The organism is Acinetobacter nosocomialis NIPH 2119 (assembly GCF_000368085.1).
GTDB classification, from domain to species: domain Bacteria; phylum Pseudomonadota; class Gammaproteobacteria; order Pseudomonadales; family Moraxellaceae; genus Acinetobacter; species Acinetobacter nosocomialis.
The window spans coordinates 3,505,500-3,531,168 of the sequence record NZ_KB849239.1; the positions used below are offsets into that span (position 1 = coordinate 3,505,500).

A 25,669-nucleotide genomic window follows, 5' to 3' on the forward strand; every position below is an offset into this window, starting at 1 on the left:
TTATAAGAAATCTTTCAACTCTGGTCTTACACCATTCCAGATATAAAAAGCTTCGATGGCTTGGCCTACTAACATACCAAAACCTTCTGCATAAGGCACATTACGCTGTTTCGCCTGATCAAGGAAACTAGAAGGTTTGCCATAAGCCATTTCATACGCATATTTGAACTGTAATTTTTCAGGAAGTTGTAAAGCATCACCTGAAAGACTTGCAGAAGTTGCATTAATTATAATATCAAAATCGCCGTCTAAATCATTTAGAGAAATTGCTTGTAATTGGGCTTGTGGAACTGCTGTTTTTAAGTCATCTACAAGTTGTTCTGCACGAGCGAGGGTTCGGTTGGCAATGACGATCTTTTTAGCGCCAGCCTGTACCAGTGGATAAATGACACCACGAGTTGCACCACCAGCTCCTAAAATTAAAATAGTTGTATTTTCTAAGTTCCAATCTAAAGCTTGTATTGCGGCGACTAGGCCTTGGCCATCTGTATTGTCACCATGCAATTTGCCATTTTCCATCCACAAGGTATTTACAGCTTTAGCAATTTGGGCACGCTCGGTTAAAACATCACATAAAGCAAAAGCTTGCTCTTTAAAGGGAACAGTAACATTCATGCCTCTGCCGCCTTCTGCAAAGAAACTGTGCATGCTTGACTCAAAACCATCTAGAGGAGCGAGACGTTTTTGATAGTTTAGATCAACACCTGTTTTTTGAGCGAAAGCATGATGCAATTCAGGCGAGCGTGATTGTTCGATCGGGTTGCCAATTACTGCAAACTGTTTGGTCATTCTTGTATCCAAAATTTTAAAATGGCATAAAGCAGATAAAGCCTATGCTGAATATTCAGCAGGCCTCACTATAAGTCAAAATAACACAAGAAAAAATATTTGAATGAAGGAAGGAAAATTGAAATCAAAAAAGGAGATTCTTTAGGGTGGAAGCCAAAGAATCCCCAAAACAAAAAATTAAGCGACTTTTTCTTTTAAACCTAACCAATCACGAGGTTTTAAGTAATAGTCAGTTAAACGCTTCTCTGGAGAGTCTTCATCCCATTCAGGACGATAAGACCATGCAGCTAAATTAGGTAGGCTGACTAAAATAGACTCGATACGGCCACCTGTTTGTAATCCAAACAACGTACCACGGTCATAAACCAAGTTATATTCAACATATCTACCGCGGCGATAAAGCTGAAATTCTCGTTGAGCTTCGCTATAAGGCTGTTCACGGTGTTTTTCGAAAATTGGCAAAATGGCATTTAAATAACCATTGCCTACAGCTTGAATATATTTAAAGCAAGTTTCGAAATCCCAGCAATTTAAATCATCAAAAAATAAGCCACCCACACCACGCTGTTCATCACGATGCTTTAAATAAAAGTAATCATCACACCATTGCTTATGTTCAGCATAAACATTGTCACCAAAAGGTTTACATAGGTCGTAAGCAGCTTGATGCCAATTTAAAACATCTTGGTCATCTGGATAAAATGGCGTTAAATCAAAACCACCACCAAACCACCAAATCGGATCTTGTCCTTCACGTTCTGCAACGAATAAACGGACATTTGCATGAGAGGTCGGAATATTTGGGTTTTTAGGATGAATAACTAAAGAAACACCTAGTGCCTGAGCTTTAGCCCCTGCAATTTGAGGGTGACGTTCTGTAGCAGACGCAGGAAGTTTACTAATGTTGATGTGAGAAAACATCACACCACCTTTTTCGATCACTGTACCATTTTGCAGCACACGTGAACGACCGCCGCCGCCTTCAGGGCGTTCCCAATCATCAATAATAAATTCTGCCGTACCACCGCCAGCTTTTTCTTGTTGTTCTAAACCAGCACAAATACGAGCTTGTAAATCGAGGAGAAATTCGCGGACACGTTGAATATCTGTGGAAGTCGGATGTTGCATAATGACCCTCAAAGATGATTGATATAAATTAAATACATCAAAACATAAAACCATAAAAAAAGTAAGGGATTTTTTCTAAATCTTAAAAAAATCCCTTAAATATTGTTTTTAAATTTTGGAATTGGAATCAAAAATCATCTTTTTGATAAAGGTGATCCATTCTTTCACGTTTGGTTTTTAAATATTGTTCATTAAAAGGATTGCGGCCGACAGTTAACGGTACACGATCTACGACATTAATACCCTGATCTTTGAGTGCCTGAATTTTCAAAGGATTATTGGTAATTAACTTCACTTCTTTTACTTTTAAGTGATCGAGCATAATGCTACACATATCGTAACGGCGTGCATCGGCAGGTAAATTCAGTAGTAAATTGGCATCTACTGTATCGTGACCCTGATCTTGCAAAGCATAGGCACGAATTTTATTGGTTAAACCAATTCCACGACCTTCTTGGCGTAAATATAAAATTACACCTTGTCCTGCTTCATTGATGAGTTTTTGAGTGGCTTGTAATTGTGGGCCACAATCACATTTTAATGACGCAAAAGCATCACCTGTTAAGCATTCAGAATGTACACGAACCAAAACAGGGCCTGTTGGCGGATTTTCTAACCCTTTAGAAAGTGCCACATGTTCTTCACCTGTTGCTGGATCTTGAAACACAGAAATATTGAATTCACCAAAAGCGGTCGGGAGTTTTGATGTTGCAATGAACTCTATAGGCACAGATTAACTCATCTTTTAACCGAAAACGGTTTAAAGTATAGCGTAATGCTGGGAGATTGGTCGAATTGTCATAATCATTTTGCACACTAAGGTTTTCTTTTTTGTATAAAGAAGACGATAATAGTTGATAAATAGTCAGATTATTCAGGATAATCTGCCAACCATACCCATAATGTATGAGAGACTGCTTTGCATGATCTCGTTCGCAAATGTGGCTGATTGAAGGTGACTTCATTCGATTGTATGATCGACCCATTTTGACCCAGCTTAGGATTTGCCAGGCTTATAAAGGCTTTGCCACATATGTTGTATACCGAAATTCCAACTCAACGCCCTGTTACGCCATTGTTAGATGCAATTGATCATCCTCAACAATTACGTCAGCTCGAGCATAGCCAACTGGTTCAAGTGGCTGATGAGTTGCGTCAATATATTTTATATGCAGCAGGCCAGAGTGGTGGCCATTTCGGTGCTAACCTCGGCGTGGTTGAGCTGACGGTTGCGCTGCATTATTGTTTTAATACACCAAATGACCGGTTAGTTTGGGATGTAGGACATCAAGCATATCCACATAAAATCCTGACTGGTCGCCGTGAACAAATTACAACTATCCGTTCAAAAAATGGATTAGCAGCTTTCCCTGCCAGAGAAGAATCGGTTTTTGATACCTTTGGGGTAGGGCATTCATCAACAGCGATTTCAGCTGGCCTAGGTATGTCACTTGCACGCCGTTATCAAAATGACCCATGTGAAGTTGTTTGTATCGTAGGTGATGGTGCAATGACAGCAGGCATGGCATTTGAGGCTATGAATGATGCGGTTGCACATGATGCTGACTTGATTGTTGTACTCAATGACAATGACATGTCCATTTCTTGCAGTACTGGTGGCTTCGCTAAGCATTTAGCTGCAATTTGGGAAAAAGGTCATTTAGTCAATGTAAATGAACACGGTGAAGCTTATATCCAGCCACATCCAAAATGGACCTATAACTCTCGATTACACCAATCGGCAACCGATGCTGCAGATAACCTATTTAAAGCAATTGGTTTTGATTATTTTGGACCATTTGATGGGCACGATGTCAATCAGTTGGTTCAAGTGTTCAATGCACTTAAAAAGCGTAAAGGTCCACGTTTAGTTCACGTTTATACTAAAAAAGGCAAAGGCTTTGCTCCTGCTGAAGCTGACCCGATTACTTACCATGCGATTGGTAAAATTAATGCGACTTCAGGCGGGAAAGCCCCACCAAAGTATTCGGATGTTTTTGGTGAATGGTTATGCGATGAAGCTGCTCAAGATGAGCGGTTGCTTGCGATCACACCTGCTATGTGTGAAGGCTCGGGCATGGTTAAGTTTGCCAAGCAATTCCCACAGCGTTTCTTTGATGTCGCAATTGCAGAGCAGCATGCCGTAACACTTGCAGCTGGTATGGCATGTGAAGGACTAAAACCTGTTGTTGCAATTTATTCGACATTCTTGCAGCGTGGTTATGATCAACTTATTCATGATGTTGCATTGCAAAATCTTGATGTAACTTTCGGTATTGATCGTGCCGGTCTAGTGGGTGAAGATGGCCCAACACACGCAGGTGCATATGACTACGCCTATATGCGTACTGTACCGAATATGGTGATTATGGCGCCAAAAGACGAAAATGAATGTCGTCAAATGCTTCATACAGCTTATGCCTATAATGGCCCTGCCGCAGTACGTTATCCACGTGGTGCAGGTGTGGGTGTCGAAATTCAAAAAGAAATGTCGGTTCTTGAATTAGGTAAAGCTGAAATTGTTGCAGAAATTAAACCAAATAGTGATGAGCAAATTACAGTTCTAGCATTTGGTAGCCGTGTCATGGTTGCTATAGAAGCTGCCGAGCAACTTGCACAAAAACACGATGTTGGTGTGCGTGTTGTAAATATGCGCTTTGTAAAACCGCTTGATGAGCAAATGATTCGAGACTTGGCTGAACATACTCATTTATTCGTGACAGTTGAAGAACATGCGATTATGGGTGGAGCAGGTAGTGCAGTAAATGAGTTTATGGCACAAGAGCAAATTGTTAAACCTATCATTAACTTAGGTTTGCCAGACTCATTCTTGCATCAGGCTTCACATAATCAAATGCTGCAAGATTGTGGTTTAGATGCGAAAGGTATTTTGAACTCAATTGAGAGAGCTTGGCTTAAGCAAAATCAGGTCGTTTAATCCGTTAATAAAATTTTTGAAACATTTTTTCCCATAAAGCGCATTCATTTGCTAAAATGTATGCGCTTTTATGCATTATTCTTTGTCAAAATCTTCAAATTTGTATTGTAGTGGGTGTTCAATGGAACCTATGGTGGTGATGGCTGCGCGTGCGGCTCAAACAGTTGGTCAAGAGCTTTTAAAAGCGCATCAAAATCGTCATAAACTCGATTTGCAAGTTGAAGAAAAAGGCATTGATGGTCCTGTAACACGTGTAGATCGTTATTTAGAACAATTAACGATTGATACATTACGTAAAAGTTATAAAAACCATAGCTTCTTAGGTGAAGAGTTCGGTTTGCAAGAAGGCAAAGGCCACGATGCAGACTGGTGCTGGGTAATTGACCCACTTGATGGCACGCAAAACTTTATTAATGGTTTCCCTCATTTCTGTATTTCTATTGCAGTTCAACACAAAGGCGTTACTCAACACGGCGTAATTTATGACCCTGTACGTGACGAATTGTTCTCTGCAAGTCGCGGTCGTGGTGCGGTGATGAACCAACGCCGTATTCGTGTAAATGTAAAAGATAGCTTAGAAAATACGTTCTTGGCAGTAGGCCATCCTTATCGTGCTAAACGTGCTGGTGAAATCGTATCTTATGCAGAGCAGCACTTTGCTTCATTATTAGCTGTTACTCAAGCGGGTGCTCAAATCCGTCGTGGTGGTTCAGCTGCTCTAGATTTAGCTTATGTTGCTGCTGGTCGTTTCGATGGTTTCTTTGAACTTGGTTTAAAACCATGGGATATCGCTGCTGGTGAACTTATTATTAAAGAAGCAGGCGGTGTAGTGGTTGATGCTCGTGGTGGAAATGATTCACTTGAAAATGGTCAAGTGCTTGCTTGTTCACTTAAAATGCTAAAACCATTAATGCAAACAGTAGTTCCTGCTTGGGATAAAGCTGCAAAATAATTGAGAAACGCTTTGTGAGTTAAAACCCTCTTTTTATAGAGGGTTTTAATTTTTTAATGATCGGTAAAATAGAAATAATAATAGAAATAACGATAAAGTTGATTAAAACACATGACTTTTAAATTCTTTCTGCTATAATCCGCCCACGCACTTAAATTTCCGTTCATTACCTGAACATTCTGTTCTATTCATTGTAAGCGCACGCTGTCCATAGAGAGGACCATTTCTTGCGCCCCGATCGCTCAGCGATTCTTCAGGTTCGGCCGTAATCAAGCGTGCGTTTAATCCACATCGTCGTTACTCGGATTGCCGCTGAATAATAAGGTTCAGCTAATTTTGCTTTGCCGCTTTGTGCCGATGTCTATTTTGTACTTATTAAAAATGGAGCACCCATTAGGGTGAAACTCTCTATGAGCAAAACTTTTGCCGAATTTTCTTTGCATGAAACCTTACAACAAGCGCTTGAAGGTTTAGGTTTTACTACCCCGACTCCTGTGCAAGAACAATCTATTCCTGCAGCTTTAGAAGGTAAAGACCTTTTAGTTTCTAGCCAGACTGGTTCTGGTAAAACTGCTGCATTCTTGTTGCCGACATTAAATAACTTGGCAGGTCAAGAAACTTTCGTTCCGTTCAAAGAACGCATGAAAGCTGTAACTCAACCAAATATTTTGGTAATTTCTCCTACTCGTGAATTAGCTCAACAAGTAAGCCAAGATGCAATCGCATTTGTACGTCACATGAAAGGTGTTCGTATTGCTGCCATTATGGGTGGTATGCCGTTTGCTAAACAAATTCAACAGTTAAAAGGCGCGCAAGTTGTTGTTGCAACTCCAGGTCGTTTACTTGACTTGGTAAACCGTCGTCAAATTAAATTAGATCAAGTAGATGCTTTAATCGTTGATGAAGCGGACCGTATGCTTGACCTAGGTTTCTCTGAAGACTTAGAGGCAATCAGCGAATTAGCGGCTAACCGTAAACAAACATTAATGTTCTCTGCAACATTTGCTGATCGTATTATTCGTCTTGCAGCATGCATGATGAAAGATCCAATGCGTATTGCAATTGAAACAGGTCATTCAACCAATACAGATATTACGCAAACATTGCATTGGACTGATGGTTTTGAGCATAAGAAAAAATTACTTACACATTGGTTAAGTGATGAAAACTTAGATCAAGCTGTAGTTTTTGCAAGCACTCAAGAAGACACTGATATGTTGGCCGAAGAACTTGCTGAAGCAGGTCATTCAGTTGTTGCACTTCACGGTGCAATGCCACAAACAGTTCGTAACCGTCGTTTACGTAGTATCCGTGAAGGTCGTGCAAAAATCTTAGTTGCAACTGACGTTGCTGCTCGTGGTCTTGACGTTCCAACAATTTCACACGTAATTAACTTCGGCTTACCGATGAAGCATGAAGACTACGTACACCGTATTGGTCGTACAGGTCGTGCGGGTCGTACAGGTCAGGCAATTACTTTAGCGACTTATCGTGAGCGCGGTAAGATTCGTGCACTTGAAGAATATTTAGAAGCACGTTTAAGTGTTTCTGAAATTGAAGGTTTAGAGCCATCTCCACCTCCTGCTCGTTCAGGTCGTGATGGCGGTGGTCGTGGTCGTGGCGGCAACGGTGGTCGTGATGGTCGTCGTGGTGGCGGTTTCGGCGGTGGTCGTCGTTTTGAAGGCGAAAGTAACTTCAAACGCCGTGAAGGTGGTCGTGATGACCGTCCGCGTCGTAGCTTTGATGATAAACCACGTGGTGATCGCCCATTCGGTGGTGAAGATCGTCCGCGTCGCGAGTTCAACTCTGACCGTCCACGTCGTGAAGGTGGTTTTGAAGATCGTCCAAAACGTAGCTTCGGTGGTGAAGATCGTCCGCGTCGTGAGTTCAACTCTGACCGTCCACGTCGTGAAGGTGGTTTTGAAGATCGTCCAAAACGTAGCTTCGGTGGTGAAGATCGTCCGCGTCGTGAGTTCAACTCTGACCGTCCACGTCGTGAAGGTGGTTTTGAAGATCGTCCAAAACGTAGCTTTGGTGGTGAAGACCGTCCACGTCGTGAGTTCAACTCTGATCGCCCACGTCGTGAAGGTGGTTTTAACGATAAGCCTCGTTTTGATTCAAATGATGACAACCGTGGTAATCGCGTAGATTATAAACCTCGTCGTGAAAACGGTTTTGGTGACCGTCCACAACGTAGTTTCGGTGGCGAAGATCGTCCACGTCGTGAAGGTGGTTTCGGTGACCGTCCAAAACGTAGTTTTGGTGGTGAAGATCGTCCACGTCGCGCAGTTCGTGAAGAACATTTTAATCAAGAATCTCGTGGTGAACGTCGTCGTAAATTCGACCGTTAATCTTAAAAAGATTTAAAAAAAAGGCCAGTTAACATACTGGCCTTTTTTATTTTTCAGTTTTGTTATAAAATAACAAAGTGTGAAATAGTTCAACATTTATTGTAATAATGCGTAAAAGTAAGCGAAAAGAGACTTCTTTGGCATGGTTGAGTAAATTATTACTTCAACATGGTTTGCCATACCTTTTTATTGCACTCGCTTTGTGTAATGGAATCTATTTTGCCTATGCTTTATTAACTGGCCATTTCGTAGATCAGTTTCAAGTTCTCAATCAGTAAATTTCTTTCAAAATCTAGCTCATATTGATGAATGAGCTTGTTTCGCTTTTGTCAAAATTACAACAAGATTCTCAAAATTCAGTGTTATAGTATGCGGGCATAAAAGTGCAGGAATGATTGCCATTATGAATAATAAAACTCCTCTCTCGACTCAGTCACTCATTGAAGTGAAAAATTTGAGTTTTAATCGAGGGGAACGCGTCATTTATGACAATATTAGTTTAAATATACGTCGAGGCCAGATTACGGCCATCATGGGACCATCTGGTACAGGTAAAACGACTCTATTACGTCTGATTGGTGGGCAGCTTGTTCCTGATCATGGTGAAGTTTTGCTTGATGGTAAAGATATTGCTCAAATGTCACGTCAGGAATTGTTTGCAGCGCGTGCGCGTATGGGAATGCTATTCCAAAGTGGTGCTTTATTTACCGATATGTCGGTGTATGAAAATGTCGCTTTTCCAATTCGTGCACATACAAAGCTTTCTGAAAATCTGATTGCTGAACTGGTCGCTTTAAAGCTTGAGTCTGTTGGCCTGCGTGGAACAGAACAGCTTATGCCTACTGAGCTATCGGGTGGTATGAATCGACGAGTTGCTTTAGCTCGTGCAATTGCGCTTGATCCAGATTTAATTATGTATGACGAACCTTTTGCAGGGCAGGACCCGATTGTAAAAGGTGTTTTAACACGTCTCATACGTTCATTGCGAGAAGCTTTGGATTTAACCACCATTATTGTTTCGCATGATGTTCCTGAAACCCTATCTATTGCCGATTACATTTATGTTGTGGCAGAAGGAAAAATTCAAGGGGAAGGAACACCAGAAGAATTGCAAAAATATGCTTCTCCCTTTGTAAAACAGTTCTTAACCGGTTCTGCAGAAGGTCCGGTTGAGTACCAGTTTAGCCACCAAGCTTATTTAGATAACGAGGTTCGTCCATGAATACGATTGCCTGGTTAGGTAGACTCGTTATTGAGCGGATTCGAGGGATTGGTGTTGCGGCACTGATGCTCTTACAAATTATTTTTTCATTACCTTCAGCAGGCGGTTTTAGACGTTTCGTCTATCAAATGCATCGTGTAGGGGTAATGTCTTTACTTATTATCACGGTATCAGGTTTATTTATTGGTCTGGTACTCGGATTGCAAGGCTACTCAATATTGGTCAATGTTGGTAGTGAATCAATGCTAGGCACTATGGTGTCTTTAACCTTGCTGCGTGAGCTTGCACCAGTTGTTGCTGCTTTACTATTTGCTGGACGAGCAGGTTCTGCATTAACTGCTGAAATTGGTTCAATGAAACAAAGTGAACAGCTTGCCAGTATGGAAATGATTGGTGTTGACCCTTTAAAGCAAATCGTATCACCACGTCTTTGGGCTGGCATAGTCAGTTTGCCAATGTTAACTGTTATCTTTGCTGCGATTGGTATCGTTGGCGGTAAATTGGTTGGTGTTGACTTTCTTGGCGTTGATGAAGGCTCCTTCTGGAGTGGTATGCAAAATAATGTTCAATTTGGCCATGACGTTGTAAATGGCATCATTAAGAGCATTGTATTTGCTTTACTTTGTACATGGATTGCTGTTTTCCAAGGGTATGCATGTGATCCAACACCTGAAGGCATTGCAACGGCAATGACCCGGACGGTTGTATATTCTTCATTATGTGTTTTAGGTTTTGATTTCGTGTTGACTGCGGTCATGTTCGGAGGGATTTAATGAAATCACGTACTAGTGAGCTGGCCGTAGGTATCTTTGTCATTATCTTCGGTATTGCTTTATTCTTTTTAGCGATGAAAGTAAGTGGTTTGGTGGGTACAAACTTGAGCGAAGGTTACACTATGAAAGCTCAGTTTGATAATGTTAACGGACTTAAACCACGTGCTAAAGTAACGATGAGCGGTGTAACAATTGGTCGTGTTGATTCAATCACGCTTGATCCGGTTACACGTTTAGCTACAGTAACTTTTGATCTTGATGGAAAACTGACAAGTTTTAATGCTGAACAGTTAAAAGAAGTTCAAAAAAATGCTTTAGACGAATTACGTTATAGTTCTGATTATACGCAAGCGACTCCAGCGCAACAAAAAACAATGGAACAGCAACTGATCAGTAACATGTCATCCATCACCAGTATTGATGAAGATGCTTATATAATGGTTGCAACCAATGGTTTATTGGGTGAGAAATATTTAAAAATCGTACCGGGTGGTGGTCTTAACTACCTTAAACGTGGCGATACAATTTCTAATACCCAAGGAACGATGGATTTAGAAGATTTAATTAGTAAATTTATTACTGGTGGTGGCGCAGGTAAAGTTGCCGCTGGTTCATCATCCTCAGCAGAAGAAAAAGCTCCTGCAAGTACTGACAGCAGCGCACAGCCGTCATTTGTTGAGTAAGAGATTATTTGAAGGAGTGGTTCCAGGTGAATAAGTTGTTTAAACAAACCCTGACAGCAAGTGTTTTGTCTACTATGATTGCTGGTACAGCTTTTGCTGCACCTTCAGAAGCACCACCTGATTTTATTAAGCGTGTTGCTGATGGTTTGATTGCTCGTTTAAAAACAGATCATGCCAAGTTGCAAAACAACCCTGCTTTAGTTAAATCAATCATACGTCAAAATTTAGATCCGTATGTTGACTCACAAGCGTTCACTCGTATTGTGATGGGTACTTATGCGACAAATCAGTATAGTACGGCTGCACAGCGTGCTCAGTTTGAAACAAACTTCCGTAATACATTAATTGAGAATTACGGTAGTGCATTTGCTAAGTATACAAACCAGACTTACACCATGCGTCCTTATAAAGCGACTGCAGGCAAAAACCCTGTTGTAACTTTAGACTTCAACCACAATGGCGATAAAATTCCTGTGTCGTTCCAGTTGGCTGACAAAGGTTCGCAGTGGAAAATCCGTAACATCAATGTTTCTGGTATTGATTTAGGATTACAGTTCCGCAACCAGTTTGCTGCAACTGTTAAGCGTAATGGTGGCGATTTAAATAAAGCAATTGCTACGTTCCAACCTGATGCAGATGCTGCTGTTAATCAGAACAAACAAAAATAAGTAGGTGAAGAGTGGTTCAGTATCTTAACCAAGAGTTAGTTGTTTCAGGCAAAATCGATTTTGAAAATGCTGAACAACAATATCAAGCTGGATTGGCAATTATTAAAAAGCAGACTAGCTTTCCTCTAATTGTTGATTTAAAACAGCTTGAGCATGGTAATACGTTAGCATTGGCGGTGTTAGTTCAATGGTTACGTCAGACGCCACAGAAGTCTGGATTACATTTTAAAAATGTTCCAGAGAAGATGCTGAAAATCATTCAAGCTTGCCATTTGCAAGAAGATCTACATTTGGTCTGATTATGCAAAGATAAAAAAAGCACCTAAATTTAGGTGCTTTTTTTATATAAAGGATTAGTGAATATGGACAGGCTTTAAATCCACTTTTTCCAGCGGAAATAAATGATAGGGCCAATAAAAAAGCCAATAATGATTAATAAGACTGCGATAAAACTACTTTTACCATGAGCAAAAGGCAATACTTCAGTGTTCATACCATAGATACTCGCGATCAGCATTGGTGGCGCTAACATACTTGGTAAAATCGAGAATCGACGAATCGTATCGTTTTGCTCAGTGTTAATGAACCCAGACGTTGTATCAAGCAAGAATCGTACTTTTTGGAATAAGAAAGCATCATGTTCTACAAGTGAACGAACGTCTTCACTGAGCTCTCGGATATCTGCATCGTAGATATGACTGCCTAAGGCACGTGGACGAGATAAAAACGTTAAGACTCTTCGTAAATCAATTAAACACAGTTGAGCTTTTCCAAGCATATCTTCTTGTTGAGCCAAGCGGGTAATCATGTCATCAAGGTCTAAAATCTTCTCACGTTGATGGTTGTTGAGCACCTCAGTAGAGTATTTTTCTAGATCCTTGTGGATATCTTCTAAGATATCCGCAAGCTCATCCAGTTTTGCTTCAAGCAAGCCCAATAAAATCCAAGTTGGATCTTTGTAATCCATTTCATAGTCATTACGACGAGCTCGCGCACGAAATGCACGAAATGCAACTAGCTTCTCACCACGCAAAGTAAATAAGCGATCTTTATGTAAAATGAATGCTACGGTTTGCACCATGGCAAGCATATGGGATGAATCTTCCGCATCTCCATCAACCTGATAATTTTTATTTTTCGTTAAAAAATAGGTGCTGATATGCAAAATGCCGTCATCATCACGGTAGAATCGAGCAGAAGATGAAATGTCTTCTAGCGACTTTAGTGTCGGTAAGTTCTGATCGTAGGCATCTAAGACCCATTGTTGTTCTTCTTGAGAGGGTGCAATTAGATCAAGCCATACTAATTCGGGATGTAGATCAAATCCACCGTTGATGGTGGCATCTTCCAGACTTCCGCGTTCTGTGGCATAAAAGGCTTCAAGCATGTGTCTTTTTTCCTCACGCAGTCTGATGGAAATTGATGGGTGTATTTTAGACAAGGATTTGCCGAAAAACACTTGCCAATACGCTATTTTGCAAAAAAAAACTCTGTCGATAGTCTAGTTTGTCAGCATGACAGTTCAATAAAACGGTTTTTATACTATGAATTCAATTTGTATTTTCTGTGGTTCATCTTTAGGTTCAGACCCAATCTTTCAACAAATTGCTCAATTAACCGGTCAAACTATTGCTAAACAAGGTAAAACTCTTGTTTATGGTGGTGGTCGTTCGGGTTTAATGGGCGTTGTCGCTGATAGTGCTTTACAAGCCGGTGGACAAGTCATTGGCGTCATTCCTCGTGCTTTAGTCGATCGCGAGTTAGCTCATCCCGGGCTGACAAGACTATATGTCGTCGAGAATATGCATGAGCGTAAGACCAAAATGGCAGATCTATCGGACGGTTTTATTGCTTTACCAGGTGGGGCAGGTACATTGGAAGAAATCTTTGAACAATGGACATGGGCACAATTAGGTATTCATCAAAAGCCGTGTGCTTTTCTAAATGTAGCGGGCTTTTATGAAGATTTGCTTAAAATGGTTCAAGGAACTGTAGATAAAGGTTTTAGCCAAGCAAGGTTTGCCGATAAATTGATCGCTTCGGATAAAATTGAGGATATTCTTCAGCAATTTGAACAATATCAGCCGCCTGCTCCGAAATGGACAAATGCGGATGTTCAACCATAAATGAGGTTAGATAGGTGAAAACAATTACGGTCGCCGCTGCGGTGATCTTAAATGAACAAAATGAATTATTGCTTGTTAGAAAGCGTAATACACAGGCTTTTATGCAAGTAGGCGGTAAACTGGAGCCGAATGAGGCTCCGGAAACTGCTATACAACGTGAAATCTTGGAAGAAGTAGGTAGCCCATGTATAATAGAGCGGTTTATAGGCCGTTTTGAGACAGCAGCAGCCAATGAACCGGATCATACGCTGATTAGTCATTTATATTTAGTTCGTTTGAAACAGTCTCCACAAATTGCAGCCGAGATTGCTGAAATGAAGTGGATAAAATTTAATGATTCCGAGACAAAACTTGCGCCATTAACCAAAGAAATTGTAATTCCGTGGTGTGAGCAGAACTTATCTACAACTCTATAATTTTAATATGATGTAGATGAAGCAGCAGCTAGGCAACTTGCATAAATAGATGTGCACCCTAGCTGTTTTAGCGCCTGACTTAAAGCGTGAATTGAACTTCCTGTTGTGATTACATCATCAATAATCAGCACACGACGGTAACGCCGTTTTTCTTGAGTCATCGCAACAAATTGCTGTTCAATATTTTCAAATCTTTCGAGTCGAGACAACCCTTTTTGAGAGCGTTCATTTAGGCGCTGCACAGGCTGCCAAACAGGTATTTTTAATTGTTTACTTAAAAGTTTGGCGAGCAATAATGATTGATTAAAACCACGTTCAGTTAAGCGTTGTTTAGAAATAGGCATAGGTACTATGGCTTGTACCTTAGGAAATTTTATTTGCTGTAAAACCTCGGCAAGTAAGGTTTGATAGTGTAATTTTTGTTCATATTTGTACTGCTGAATTATGCGGTTAATTGGATATGCGTAGTGGCAAGCCACAAGAACAGATTGATCATTGCGCTGAACTGTTTGCTTAAGCCACGGTAGTTGTTCCCAACATTCTTTACAAAGTGAATATTTTTCCCGTGTTCCTATTTCACATAATAGGCAAGGGGACAATAACTGAAAAAGATATTGAGGATTGAACAACTTAAACATAAGCATATCGAGGTGCTTCAGGTAGCCAGCGTTTTAAGAGGGCGTCAGCTTGCTCAGGGTAATCTTTTAGAACTTGTTGTGCGACGTAATGTGCTTGACTCAGTAAATGATCATCTCGTTCTAAACGTGCGACACGGAAGCCCATATCACCTGTCTGTTTTGTTCCTAATAATTCACCCGGACCTCGTAATTCAAGGTCTTTTTCAGCAATGACAAAGCCGTCGTTACTTTCTCTTAAAATTGAAAGTCTTTCTTGCCCATTTTGTGAAAGTGGGGGTTTATAGAGAAGAACACAAAAACTAGCCTTTGCACCTCGTCCGACACGACCTCGTAATTGGTGTAGTTGTGAAAGACCTAAGCGTTCAGCATTTTCAATGACCATAATTGAGGCATTAGGTACATCTACCCCAACCTCAATAACAGTTGTTGCAATTAGCAGTTGAAGTTCATTGTTTTTAAATGCTTGCATGACAGATTGCTTTTCATCAGCTTTCATTTTGCCATGAACCAAACCAATATTAAGTTCAGGAAAGCGCTCTTTCATTTCTTGATAAGTGGCTTCCGCAGCTTGAGCATCTAAAGTTTCGGACTGTTCAACCAGAGTACATACCCAGTAGGCTTGTTTACCTTCTCGGCAATTTGTAGCAATTCGATTTAGCACTTCTTCACGACGATCTAGCGGAATTGTGACGGTCTGAATTGGAGTTCGGCCTGGCGGCAATTCATCAATAATCGATGTATCCAAATCGCCATAAGCACTCATTGCTAATGTTCTAGGAATTGGCGTTGCAGTCATGACGAGTTGATGTGGTGTGAGTTGTTCTGCACCTTTGTTGCGTAAGGCTAATCGTTGATCCACCCCAAAGCGGTGCTGCTCATCAATAATCACGAGCCCTAGTTTGGCAAACTCAACATTATCTTGAAACAAAGCATGCGTACCTACAATAAGCTCGGCCTGGCCTTCTTTGATTTGTTGTTCAGCTTGTGTTCGTGCTTTACCTTTTTGTTTGCCTGACAGCCAAGCTACTGTAATACCTAAAGGTTCAAACCAGCGTTTAAAATTTAAATAATGCTGCTCTGCTAAAATTTCGGTAGGTGCCATTAAGGCAACTTGCCAATCTGCTTCTAAGGCATGACATGCCGCAACTGCCGCAACTAAAGTTTTACCTGCACCTACATCACCTTGTACCAAGCGTAACATCGGTTGGTGTTGTTTTAAGTCGCTTAAAATTTCTTTTGATACACGCTTTTGTGCGTTGGTCATTTGAAAGGGAAGAGCTTCTAACAGTTTTTTTGCAAGTACTTTACTACTCGGAAAAGCAGGTGAGGTAATTTGACGAATATAAGCACGTCGCGTGAGAAGGCTAATTTGATGTGCGACCAACTCTTCAAAAATAAGGCGTTGCTGAGCAGGATGAGACCCTTGGGCCAATTGAATCATATTGGCATCGACAGGTGGCTCATGAATGTAATGTAGGGCTTCTTTGAGTGCGTATCCATTTGTATATTGTTTAGGAAGCAGCTCAGGTAGAGCATCACTATGATGCTTCAACGCTTGTTTAACATATTCACGTAACTTAGGTTGCGTTAAACCATCAGTACTTGGGTAAATTGCCGTGAGCTGCGTTTTGGGTAGAGGCGTATGCTCATTAATGAGCTGAATTTCTGGATGATAAAGCTCAAGTCCTCGTGCACCTACGCGAACTTCACCAAAAATACGTAAACGATGGCCTGGTTTTATTTTGTCGGTTAAATTTTTATAAATATGATAAAAGCGTAAAGTCACCTTACCAAATTCATCTTGTATTAATGCGGCCATAGATTTACGTTTACCTGGAGGGAAATCAACAGATTTGACTTCACCCTCGAGTAAATAACTACGACCAACCACCAATTGATTCATAGGAATAATGGTACTGCGATCTTCATAATCACGGGGCAGATGAAACAGTAAATCATCTGTGGTAAAAATATTTAGTTTTTCGAGTAGGGCTGCTGAAGCCGATCCAACGCCTTGTAACTGATGGACTGAAGTCATGTCCCCTCAACGAGTTCTCTATGCATATATTATTTATCGGTTATGGTAAAACATCTCAGCGTGTTGCTAAACAACTATTTGAGACAGGACATCAAATTACCACAATCAGCCGTAGCGAAAAAACAGATCCTTACGGGAAACACCTCGTACAGGATATTTTTACACTTGATTTAAGTGAAATTGAGCCTGTAGATGTAGTGTATATTTTACTTTCTCCAGAGGATAGTACAGTTCAAGGTTATCAACATACTTACGTGGATAGTATTGAGCCTATTCGACAGGCCTTAAAATCACATCCAGTCAAAAGATTAATTGTGGTGTCATCTACGCGGGTATATGGTGAAAATTCTGGTGAAACTATTAATGATGATAGTGAGATTCACCCGAATGATGCTCAAGGACATATCCTGCATAATATGGAATTGCTTTGGCAGAAATACTTTCCAGCTCAGTGCGTGATTGTACGTCCTACCGGGATTTATGGTACTTCGATTGACCGATTAAAACGCATGGCTGAAAACACGCAGACCTATCCCAATATTCACTATAGTAATCGTATTCATATCGATGATTTAGCAAGATTTTTAGCATTTTTAGCCGATTTTGAAAAACCGCATAAGAGTTATCTTGTTGCAAATAATGCCCCTGTACCTTTACATGAGGTTTTACTGTGGTTCCAAAGTCAGTTGGATTTACCACTTCTTACTTTAGATTCAGCTCATGTTTCAGGTAAAAAAATATATGCGAAACATTTATTTGAAACAGGTTTTCAGCTTGAACACCCAATTTGCTTTAATGACTATTTATTATGTTTAAATGCTCATGGTACAAATTAAAATTTAGACTAAACTTTAAATAACAATAGAAATACCAGAAGAGGCAATCAAATTGCCGATAAAGAAAAAAAGGTTGCAAGTGAAGAAATTTTGTTTAGCTCTTATTTTGAGCGTAATGTCAGTTGCGAGTTGGGCTCAAGATCAGGTGTGGTGTACATATGATCCTATGGGTACCCAAGGGGATATAACGCGTCGTTTAAACGACATTCGATTATATGCTCAGCAATATCAAGTCAAGTTCAAGGTCGTCAGTTATCAAAAAGAGCAGCAAGCTATACAAGCTTTTGATGAAGGGAAATGTTCCGGTCTAGCAGCCAGTAACTTTAATACTTATCAGTACAATCATTTTATGGGGAGTAGTTCGGGTATTGGTCTTATACCTAATAACCGAACCGCTCGAAATTTATTGCAGCTTTTAAACCATCCTACAATTGAGAAAAAACTCATTAATCAAGACTATGAAGTGGTCGGTATGATTCCAGTAGGAACAGCTTACATGGTCATGAAAAACAAAAAAATATCAAAAGTTGCACAGCTTAGAGGCCAGCGAGTCGGAGTCTTGGCTAATAATCCGCCACAGCAGGCTTTGGTGAGAAGTGTAGGGGCGCAGCCAGTCTATGTTGATTTATCCAATGCAATTGCCCAGTTCCAGCAAAATAAAATCGATATTATGCCTGCACCGATTTATGGTCTTTTACCTTATAACTTACAGAAAGATTTCGGGCCAGACACTCAAGTGATTAATTTTCCATTGGCTTATTTCGGGGTAAATCTAATTATTAAACCTCAAGCTTATCCTGCCAATTTTGGACGAAAAATTCGGGCTTGGTTTGTGCAAAATAGTCAATTACTAACGAATAGAGCAATGCAGTGGGAAAATCATTTACCTGCCTATTATTGGGTAGATGTTTCTTTTTACGAAAAGCAGAGCTATGACATTATGGTGGCCAAAATACGGAATCAATATGTTCGCTCTGGATATTATGATGCATACTTTGTTGAGCTAATGAAACGCTTACGTTGTATCGATGATCCACGTTACTTTGAATGTTCTATGCGTCGATAAAATAAAAGGCAACCTGAGTTGCCTTTTATTTTGACTAAAAATTTAAGATTTCTTACGTTTTAAACGGCGTTTAGCTTGTTGAGAAGCCATTGCTTCAAGGGCTTCTTTTAACTCTTCATCAGTAAAGGTGGTGATGTGTTGCAACATCTGTAACGTTACTTCATCAAGTACTAACTGTGCGCCTGCTGCCATTTGACGGAAATTATCATCAAACTCGATTTGGCCTTGGTCATTCGTTCGAATGTAATTTTGTTGAGTTAAGACTTTGATAAAGCTTTGGAACAATGCTTTGTCAAAGAACTCTGGAGAATTAAACTCATAAAGTACAGACAAACGTTGGCCTAACAAATGACTTAACTCTTCAACTTGTTTTGTTGAAATATTGCCTGAACCACGCTGAGTGATTAAAGCTAACGTCATGTAATAACGCTCAAGACTTTGTTTAACAGGTGTCGCCAATACAACAAGCTGATTGTGCTCTTCAGTATTTGGTGCAGAGCTAATCAAGTTACCTTCATCATCTTGCTCAATAAGTTTTGATTGAACTAATGCATCTGCATATTGTTCAATCTGTTCTTTAAGTTCACTACTTTTCCATTTAAGGAATAGTTCAGCTTTTAAGAACGGGTAAAGTGTATAGATGACATTACTTAAATCAGTACGACTGATTTTTCCGTTATGCTCAACAAGAGATGCAACCAATGAAGGTAAAACGAAAGCATGTAAAATGTTATTACGGAAATAAGTGAGGAGAACGGCTTGGTTATCTTCAATCGCAATAATGTCACCAAGAGCATGCTGTACGCGCTTAATGAGTTTAAGTTTTAAGCCGTAAGCAATAATTTCCTTGCCAGATAAAGGCGTTACTTCTGTACGTGCATCATAAGGGAAATTTGATGCCAAATTGCGATAAGCTTCAAGCTGTTTAATACAGATTTCTTCATCAAGCGTATGCTTTGGTGTTGCAAGTAAAATAATTGAAAGTAAAGAAACCGGGTTAATCACTACCGCACGGTTAATATTCTCTAAAATTGCATTTGCAGAGCTATTCACTGCTTCTGAAACAGCTGGTGGTACTGGGTCATCATTCTTTTCAATGTAGACATTTTCTGCATTGTGCTGTTTAAGCAAGTCGTCTAGAAAAACAGGTTCACCAAAGTTAACGTGTACCTTACCGAAAATGCGTTCAATTTTTCGAAGTGTTTTTAAAATACCAAAAATAGACTCAGCTTCTTTTGGTTTACCTTGCATTTCGCCTACATAGGTTGAACCTTCCATAAGGCGCTCATAACCAATGTAAGTTGGCACAAATACAATTGGCTTGGCACGGCCACGTAAATGGCTATGAACTGTCATTGCGAGCATGCCAGTTTTCGGTGGTAATAAACGACCTGTACGTGAACGTCCACCTTCAATAAAGTATTCAAGTGGTGTGTTGCGAGAAAGAATACTATATAAATATTCTTTAAATACCGAAGTATAAAGGCCATTACCTCGGAAAGAGCGGCGAATAAAGAAGGCACCGCCACCACGTAAAAGCTGACCAACGAAAGGTAAGTTTAAGTTGTCGCCCGCAGCAATATACGGAACCATCAAACCACGTTTATAGATCACATAAGACAGTAATAAGTAGTCAATATGGCTACGGTGACATGGTGTGTACACAATTTCATAGTCTTTTGCGAGCTCACGAACAGTGCTGAAGTTATGAACTTCTACCCCGTCATAAAGCTGAGTCCATAAGCGTGTTAATGCTAAATCTGCAAAACGAACTGCTGAGTGAGAATAGTCAGATACGATTTCGTTGACATAACCAATCGCACGGCGCTCTGCTTCAAGCATGCTGATTTTGCCACGAATACTTTCGCGTCGAATAGCTTCTTGAACATCACGAGACTTTAATACCGACTGCATGACATTGCGGCGATCTGATAAGTCAGGTCCTAAAACAACTTCACGTTGGCGGTCAAGATAGTCATTTAAAGTGCTCACAATATAAGTCGCTGGTGAAAGGTTCGGATAATGCTGTTGAGCATATTCAACGAGGTCACGCAAAGACTGTGGTTCATGGAACTCTAAATAAGATTGACGACCATGTAAACCAATATTCACAAGCTGTTTAACAGTACTTGGTGTTGCCCATGTGTCTGAGAACAATAGCTTAAACCAAGAGTCTTCTTTATCTGGAGAGCGGCCCCATAAAACGGTTACTGGAACCAGTTCTATATCGAGCTCAGGATTTGCTTGTAAAACTTCAATCAGTTTAATTAAACGAGGTGGAAAAGCATGAGGAGGGGGATTTAATAGGTTATTTTCATCATTATGTTGTAAAAATAAAACTGATGCTTTTTCCTGATGAGAACCGATGACTAACGGATCTAATGCAGGTTTTAAATTTAAACGGCGAGTTTCCCCATCCACCACTAACGCATTACTGCGAGAATGATTTTGCAAGACGTAGCACACTACCTTTTGGCGCTCAGTCTTTGCTTCAGTTTCCGATGTTTCTGATACTGGTTCAGTAGGAACTTCCCCAAGAACATGTGGTGTTACCACGAGGTCAAGTAGCTTACTTGAAAGCCGACGATACATTTGACCAAACCCACTCTTGGACATAAGAACTCCTACTTCTTAAAGACAAATCCCAGCACCAAATGCAGAGGGTAATTATTTTGAGGCATTTATTAAAAAAAACAATATGCTACTTTCTTATAAATTATAATGCTTTTGGCATTTTTTATCGTTAAAAATCGTATTTTTAGCTGCTTTAAGGGCAATGTTCGTCAGAAGTTGACTGATTGTTCCATGTACAAATAGTTTTTTATGGCACAATAGATTCTACACATCTGTCCTTTAATACCAATTTTGCCTGCAATATGAAGGTATCTCTCATGAATGCGTTAACCCAAGAACTGGTTGAGCTGCTCACTTTAGAAAAGCTTGAAGAAAATATTTACCGTGGAATTAGCCGTAATTTGGTCGGTAAACGTGTTTTTGGAGGTCAAGTTTTAGGGCAGGCTTTACGTGCAGCTTCTTATACAACTGACCGTCCCGCGCATTCTATGCACGCTTACTTTTTATATGGTGGCGATATTAATGCTCCAATCATCTATGAAGTAGATCGCTTGCGTGATGGAAAAAGCTTTGTCAGTCGTCAGGTTCGGGCAGTCCAACATGGACGAGTTATTTTCTCTGCAATGGTATCTTTCGCCAATCCTGAAGAAGGCTTGAACTACCAACATTCAGAACCAGAATATCCAGCTCCTGAGACGTTAAAGTCGGAAAATGAACTGAAAGAAGGTATTCTTAATTTTGTACCGGAAAATGTTCGTGCAAGTTTCATGCGTGAACGTCATGTTGAAATACGACCGATTGATCCAGTCAATCCATTTCAACCACAACCGGAAGCGCCATATAATGCGCACTATATCCGTACCCATGACCGTATTCCAAAACAACTCGATGATATCGCTTTACATCAAGCAATTGTGGCGTTTTATTCGGACTTTACTTTGATGACTACGGCTTTAAGACCACATGGTCTTAGCTATATTTCTCCAAGTTTGCAGTGTGCCAGTATTGATCATGCCATTTATTTCCATCGCCCACTTCGCGCTGATGAATGGATGCTCTATGACATGGAAGCAACAGTTAGTGCAGCTTCTCGTGGTTTGAATTTTGGCCGTATGTGGCAAAATGGCCAACTTGTATGTAGTACGGTACAAGAGGGTTTAATTCGTTTGCGGGAAATTGAAACACAGTAAACTTATTTATAAAGCCATCTCATAAGATGGCTTTTTTATTTTAATTGAAAGGATGTGACAAAAAATTGCTCGAATGAAAAGCAAGCTCATGTCATATTTGCAAAAGGATTGCCTACTGAAAAAAATAATGCTGATATGAACTTAAATACACAAATTCTGATTGCTGCCATTTTAGGTTTAGCCTTTGGCTTCATGCTTACCATGTATCCTGATACTGCTTTTGTAAAGCATAGCTTATACGGGTTAGGCATATTAAGTAGTGTCTTTATTGGGCTGCTTAAAATGTTGTTGGTGCCGTTAATTTTCAGCTCTATTGTTGTGGGAGTTTCAAATTTACAGGCAGGAGGGCAGCTAGGTCCTGTTTGGAAAATTACGTTTTTATGTTTTATCACGACCACCACATTAGCCTTAATCTTGGGTATTGGCTGTGCTCATTTATTTGAGGTGGGGCGAGGCGTAGATATTTCAATTTTTCAGGCATCAATGCAAAACTATCAAGCACCAGATAGCTTAAACCCAGCAACTTTCTTTACTAACTTTATTCAAAATACGTTAATTAATCCCTTTAAAGCATTTAGTGATGGAAATGTTTTAGCTGTTGTGGTGTTTGCACTATTTGTGGGTTTTGCATTGGTTCAAGGTGGTGAACGCTTTAAGAGTATCCGCTTATTGAGTCATCAGTTTTTTGAAATGATGATGATGCTAGTGGGATGGGTCATGAAGTTGGCGCCATTAGGAATTTTTGCATTACTTGCTAAATTAATGGCTACCGAAGATATTTCAGTATTAAGCCGCTTGGCAGAGTTCGCTGTTGTTGTAACTGGAACCACTATTTTCCATGGTGCTGTTGTTTTGCCATTACTGCTCTGGATTGTTGGTCGTATGAGCCCTTGGACTTTTTTCAAAGGTACACGTACAGCCTTAATTACTGCGTTTGCAACAAGTTCGAGCTCTGCAACAATGCCGCTGAGCATGAAATGCACACAGGAAAACTTAGGTGTTCGTCCTCAAACGGCAGGTTTTGTGATTCCATTAGGTTCTCAACTTAACATGGATGGTACAGCTTTATATGAAGCTGCTGCTGCGCTCTTTGTTGCAAATTTAGTGGGACTAGACTTAAACCTGACCCAGCAAATTGTTGTGTGCTTAACAGCGATGATTGCATCACTTGGTGCACCAGGAATTCCGAGTGCGGGTATGGTCACCATGATTATGGTATTGCAATCTGTGGGGTTACCAGCTGAAGCAATTGCTATTTTACTTCCAATCGACCGTTTACTCGATACGGTAAGAACGGTGGTAAATGTACAGGGCGATATGATGATTAGTGTAGTTGTAGATCGATATACTAAAGAGAAAGATATCAGTTTCTAAGCGCTAAATAAAAAAGCAGGATTTAAAATCCTGCTTTTTTATTTTTAAGCGGCTTGTAGCTCGGCTCTTTTTGCTGCTGGAGATTGAGATAAATAACTTACCGCATCTTCAGTGCTACCTTCTTTAACTGGATCGTACCAAGGCATGAGATAGTCAATTTGCTGAGCAATAAGCCAAAATGGATTTGGTAATACCTGATTATCTTTACGGCTAATCTTGTACCATTCTACAGCAACCCAAACTGGAAAAAATTTAGATTTGGCCGCATCGGCAAAGCGAGGATCTTGCTTCATAATATGCGCAGCGCCGTCTACCCATAATCCAAGGACAAGGGTAATAACAGCAAGGCTTAAATAGTAACGTGGGATGTAACCACCACCAAGATGACGATATAAGTCAAAGGCTACGGTGCGATGTTCAATTTCTTCAGAACCATGCCATTTAACCAGATCTACCATTTCTGGATCTGCGCCTAATTCTTCCCAACGGTTGTTATAAAGCGCATATTTACCGAGTACACAGGTCATATGCTCAACAGTTGCGATAACACCTAAACGAAATAAATCCCATTGTTCCTGCAAGAACTGAGGAACTTCTTTATCAAAAGGTTTATCTGCTAAAGCAGTGGTAAATAGATAATTCATAATGTCCAGATTTCTCTGGATATCAATATTACGTGCGCTTAAATATTCTTTATTGGCAGAAGTGTGTGCATTTGCGTGCATTGCTTCTTGGCGAATAAATGCTTGGACATCCTGTTTAAGTTTTTCATCGGTAATACGAGGTAAAACCTTATTATAGAGTCGACAGAACCAGAACTCTCCAGCAGGCAAGATATTATTAATTTCATTAATAAAATAACTTGCAAACGGTTGGTTTGGAATCCAGTCTACAGGGGTATCTTTCCAGTCAAATTTTACCTTGCGTGGAAGAATTTTATAATCAATAGAAGAACCTAAAGCCTTATTCTTCAAAAAAGATAGCAATTTCATCATTTAGTCCTGATTTTTAACTCGATGAAGTTATAACGAGTATAAAAAAAGCCCCTACATTTGTGTTTAGCAATAGGGGCCAATTGAATATAAATTTAATAAAGAAATTGTATCTGTTTTGACGATTTACTCTTCTGCATCCTCATCGCTTGCTTCAGGAATCGCATCGACGTCAAATTCAAGCTGTTGCTCAAGCGTAAAGTGTAGACGTCCAGCCATTACACTTGCGAGTTCTTCTAAGCCTAGTTTATTTAATGAAGAGAAAAGCTGAATTGAGAAATCAAGCTTCATTTTTTTCAATTGTTGTTTAACTTCAAGCAAAACTTTGTTTGCTGGACCACGGTTAAGTTTATCTGCTTTGGTTAAAAGAATATGAACAAATAAATGGCGGGAATAAGCCCACTCTAGCATCATCATGTCAAAGTGCTGTAAAGGATGGCGAATATCCATGAGTAAAACTAATCCTTGTAAACTTTTACGATGGATTAAGTAGTTCTCCAATTCTTTTTGCCAAATACGTTTCATATCCTCTGGTACAGCCGCATAACCATAGCCTGGAAGGTCAACTAAACGTTGATCGGGATTACCTAAACTAAAGAAGTTAATCATTTGCGTACGGCCAGGTTTTTTTGAGGCACGCGCGAGTTGTTTTTTGTTGGTTAAAGCATTAATAGCGCTAGACTTACCAGCATTTGAGCGTCCTGCAAAAGCAATCTCGTAGCCACTATCTTCAACACAAAGTGCCAATTTGGGTGCACTCATTAAAAACTCAGCTTGGCGTAACCAGTTCAAAGATTGTACGGCATATTCCGTAATCGCCGGGTCTGGTTTTTTTTCATAACTGATCTTTTGCTTGGGTGCTAGTCTGGCTTTGGTGTCTTTCGATTTTTCACTACGACGCATAAAAAATAACTT

At 40.1% G+C, this 25,669-nt stretch carries 24 protein-coding genes; 15 read left to right on the forward strand and 9 right to left on the reverse strand.

Features of this window, described 5'->3' with window-relative positions:
• From aroE to ribA, 3 genes are all read right to left on the reverse strand, one after another.
• Positions 1-789, reverse strand: coding sequence for a shikimate dehydrogenase (gene aroE, locus F984_RS20210; protein ID WP_004711778.1), 789 nt, complete (start codon positions 787-789; stop codon positions 1-3).
• A gap of 177 nt (positions 790-966) precedes the next feature.
• Positions 967-1,917, reverse strand: a complete 951-nt coding sequence (gene hemF / locus F984_RS20215) for an oxygen-dependent coproporphyrinogen oxidase (RefSeq protein WP_004711779.1) — start codon at positions 1,915-1,917, stop codon at positions 967-969.
• A gap of 127 nt (positions 1,918-2,044) precedes the next feature.
• Positions 2,045-2,647 carry a GTP cyclohydrolase II gene (gene ribA, locus F984_RS20220; protein WP_001121170.1) on the reverse strand — a complete coding sequence of 201 codons (603 nt, stop codon included), beginning with the start codon at positions 2,645-2,647 and terminating at the stop codon, positions 2,045-2,047.
• A gap of 303 nt (positions 2,648-2,950) precedes the next feature.
• Here ribA and dxs point away from each other — a divergent pair, with 303 nt between their 5' ends.
• The 9 genes from dxs (at position 2,951) to F984_RS20265 (ending at position 11,803) form a co-directional block, all read left to right on the forward strand.
• On the forward strand, positions 2,951-4,855 hold the full coding sequence (dxs, locus tag F984_RS20225) for a 1-deoxy-D-xylulose-5-phosphate synthase (protein ID WP_004711780.1): 1,905 nt from the start codon (positions 2,951-2,953) through the stop codon (positions 4,853-4,855).
• 121 nt (positions 4,856-4,976) lie between these two features.
• Positions 4,977-5,807 carry an inositol monophosphatase family protein gene (locus F984_RS20230; protein WP_002052337.1) on the forward strand — a complete coding sequence of 277 codons (831 nt, stop codon included), beginning with the start codon at positions 4,977-4,979 and terminating at the stop codon, positions 5,805-5,807.
• Between the two features lie 410 nt (positions 5,808-6,217).
• Entirely contained in the window at positions 6,218-8,158 is a 1,941-nt protein-coding gene (locus F984_RS20235; RefSeq protein WP_004711781.1) for a DEAD/DEAH box helicase, read from the forward strand.
• A gap of 107 nt (positions 8,159-8,265) precedes the next feature.
• Positions 8,266-8,436: a hypothetical protein gene (locus F984_RS22905; RefSeq protein WP_002049705.1), complete on the forward strand. Its 171-nt coding sequence runs from the start codon at positions 8,266-8,268 to the stop codon at positions 8,434-8,436.
• A 125-nt stretch (positions 8,437-8,561) separates the two neighbouring features.
• The gene (locus F984_RS20245) at positions 8,562-9,380 is read left to right on the forward strand and encodes an ABC transporter ATP-binding protein (RefSeq protein ID WP_004711782.1); all 819 of its coding nucleotides are present in this window, start codon (positions 8,562-8,564) and stop codon (positions 9,378-9,380) included.
• Complete coding sequence (gene mlaE, locus F984_RS20250; RefSeq protein ID WP_004711783.1) at positions 9,377-10,153, forward strand: lipid asymmetry maintenance ABC transporter permease subunit MlaE; 777 nt, start codon at positions 9,377-9,379, stop codon at positions 10,151-10,153. Before F984_RS20245 ends, mlaE begins: the two co-directional genes overlap by 4 nt.
• The gene (mlaD, locus tag F984_RS20255) at positions 10,153-10,836 is read left to right on the forward strand and encodes an outer membrane lipid asymmetry maintenance protein MlaD (protein WP_002049738.1); all 684 of its coding nucleotides are present in this window, start codon (positions 10,153-10,155) and stop codon (positions 10,834-10,836) included. The genes mlaE and mlaD overlap by 1 nt, the downstream gene beginning before the upstream one ends.
• Positions 10,837-10,862: 26 nt before the next feature.
• On the forward strand, positions 10,863-11,504 hold the full coding sequence (locus F984_RS20260; RefSeq protein ID WP_002049753.1) for an MlaC/ttg2D family ABC transporter substrate-binding protein: 642 nt from the start codon (positions 10,863-10,865) through the stop codon (positions 11,502-11,504).
• A gap of 11 nt (positions 11,505-11,515) precedes the next feature.
• Positions 11,516-11,803: an STAS domain-containing protein gene (locus tag F984_RS20265; protein ID WP_000250997.1), complete on the forward strand. Its 288-nt coding sequence runs from the start codon at positions 11,516-11,518 to the stop codon at positions 11,801-11,803.
• Between the two features lie 74 nt (positions 11,804-11,877).
• Here the strand turns inward: F984_RS20265 and F984_RS20270 are convergent, their stop codons facing one another.
• On the reverse strand, positions 11,878-12,891 hold the full coding sequence (locus tag F984_RS20270) for a CorA family divalent cation transporter (RefSeq protein WP_002049699.1): 1,014 nt from the start codon (positions 12,889-12,891) through the stop codon (positions 11,878-11,880).
• 157 nt (positions 12,892-13,048) lie between these two features.
• Between F984_RS20270 and F984_RS20275 the strand changes: the two genes are divergently transcribed.
• On the forward strand, positions 13,049-13,630 hold the full coding sequence (locus F984_RS20275) for an LOG family protein (RefSeq protein WP_002049746.1): 582 nt from the start codon (positions 13,049-13,051) through the stop codon (positions 13,628-13,630).
• A gap of 14 nt (positions 13,631-13,644) precedes the next feature.
• Complete coding sequence (locus F984_RS20280) at positions 13,645-14,046, forward strand: NUDIX hydrolase (RefSeq protein WP_004711784.1); 402 nt, start codon at positions 13,645-13,647, stop codon at positions 14,044-14,046.
• A 2-nt stretch (positions 14,047-14,048) separates the two neighbouring features.
• Here F984_RS20280 and F984_RS20285 read toward each other — a convergent pair whose 3' ends face one another.
• Both F984_RS20285 and recG read right to left on the reverse strand, forming a co-directional pair.
• Positions 14,049-14,684, reverse strand: coding sequence for a ComF family protein (locus tag F984_RS20285; protein ID WP_025469374.1), 636 nt, complete (start codon positions 14,682-14,684; stop codon positions 14,049-14,051).
• On the reverse strand, positions 14,677-16,722 hold the full coding sequence (gene recG / locus F984_RS20290) for an ATP-dependent DNA helicase RecG (protein ID WP_004711788.1): 2,046 nt from the start codon (positions 16,720-16,722) through the stop codon (positions 14,677-14,679). Before recG ends, F984_RS20285 begins: the two co-directional genes overlap by 8 nt.
• A gap of 20 nt (positions 16,723-16,742) precedes the next feature.
• Between recG and F984_RS20295 the strand changes: the two genes are divergently transcribed.
• Together F984_RS20295 and adeT2 are read left to right on the forward strand one after the other, a co-directional pair.
• Positions 16,743-17,558: an NAD(P)H-binding protein gene (locus F984_RS20295; RefSeq protein ID WP_004711791.1), complete on the forward strand. Its 816-nt coding sequence runs from the start codon at positions 16,743-16,745 to the stop codon at positions 17,556-17,558.
• A gap of 79 nt (positions 17,559-17,637) precedes the next feature.
• Positions 17,638-18,624 (forward strand): putative multidrug efflux protein AdeT2, encoded by a 987-nt coding sequence (gene adeT2, locus F984_RS20300; RefSeq protein WP_004711792.1) that lies wholly within the window; start codon positions 17,638-17,640, stop codon positions 18,622-18,624.
• Between the two features lie 42 nt (positions 18,625-18,666).
• Here adeT2 and plsB read toward each other — a convergent pair whose 3' ends face one another.
• A complete protein-coding gene (gene plsB / locus F984_RS20305) occupies positions 18,667-21,240 on the reverse strand; it encodes a glycerol-3-phosphate 1-O-acyltransferase PlsB (RefSeq protein WP_004711794.1) in 2,574 nt (857 codons plus the stop codon).
• 275 nt (positions 21,241-21,515) lie between these two features.
• On the opposite strand from plsB, the gene F984_RS20310 reads away from it, so the two are divergent.
• A complete protein-coding gene (locus tag F984_RS20310; protein WP_002049736.1) occupies positions 21,516-22,388 on the forward strand; it encodes an acyl-CoA thioesterase in 873 nt (290 codons plus the stop codon).
• A gap of 108 nt (positions 22,389-22,496) precedes the next feature.
• On the forward strand, positions 22,497-23,762 hold the full coding sequence (locus F984_RS20315) for a dicarboxylate/amino acid:cation symporter (protein WP_031944200.1): 1,266 nt from the start codon (positions 22,497-22,499) through the stop codon (positions 23,760-23,762).
• A 44-nt stretch (positions 23,763-23,806) separates the two neighbouring features.
• On the opposite strand, the gene F984_RS20320 is transcribed toward F984_RS20315, so the two are convergent.
• Together F984_RS20320 and yihA are read right to left on the reverse strand one after the other, a co-directional pair.
• Complete coding sequence (locus F984_RS20320; RefSeq protein ID WP_079378128.1) at positions 23,807-24,757, reverse strand: metal-dependent hydrolase; 951 nt, start codon at positions 24,755-24,757, stop codon at positions 23,807-23,809.
• Positions 24,758-24,880: 123 nt separating this feature from the next.
• Positions 24,881-25,657: a ribosome biogenesis GTP-binding protein YihA/YsxC gene (gene yihA, locus F984_RS20325; protein WP_004711798.1), complete on the reverse strand. Its 777-nt coding sequence runs from the start codon at positions 25,655-25,657 to the stop codon at positions 24,881-24,883.
• Between the last annotated feature and the right edge of the window lie 12 nt (positions 25,658-25,669).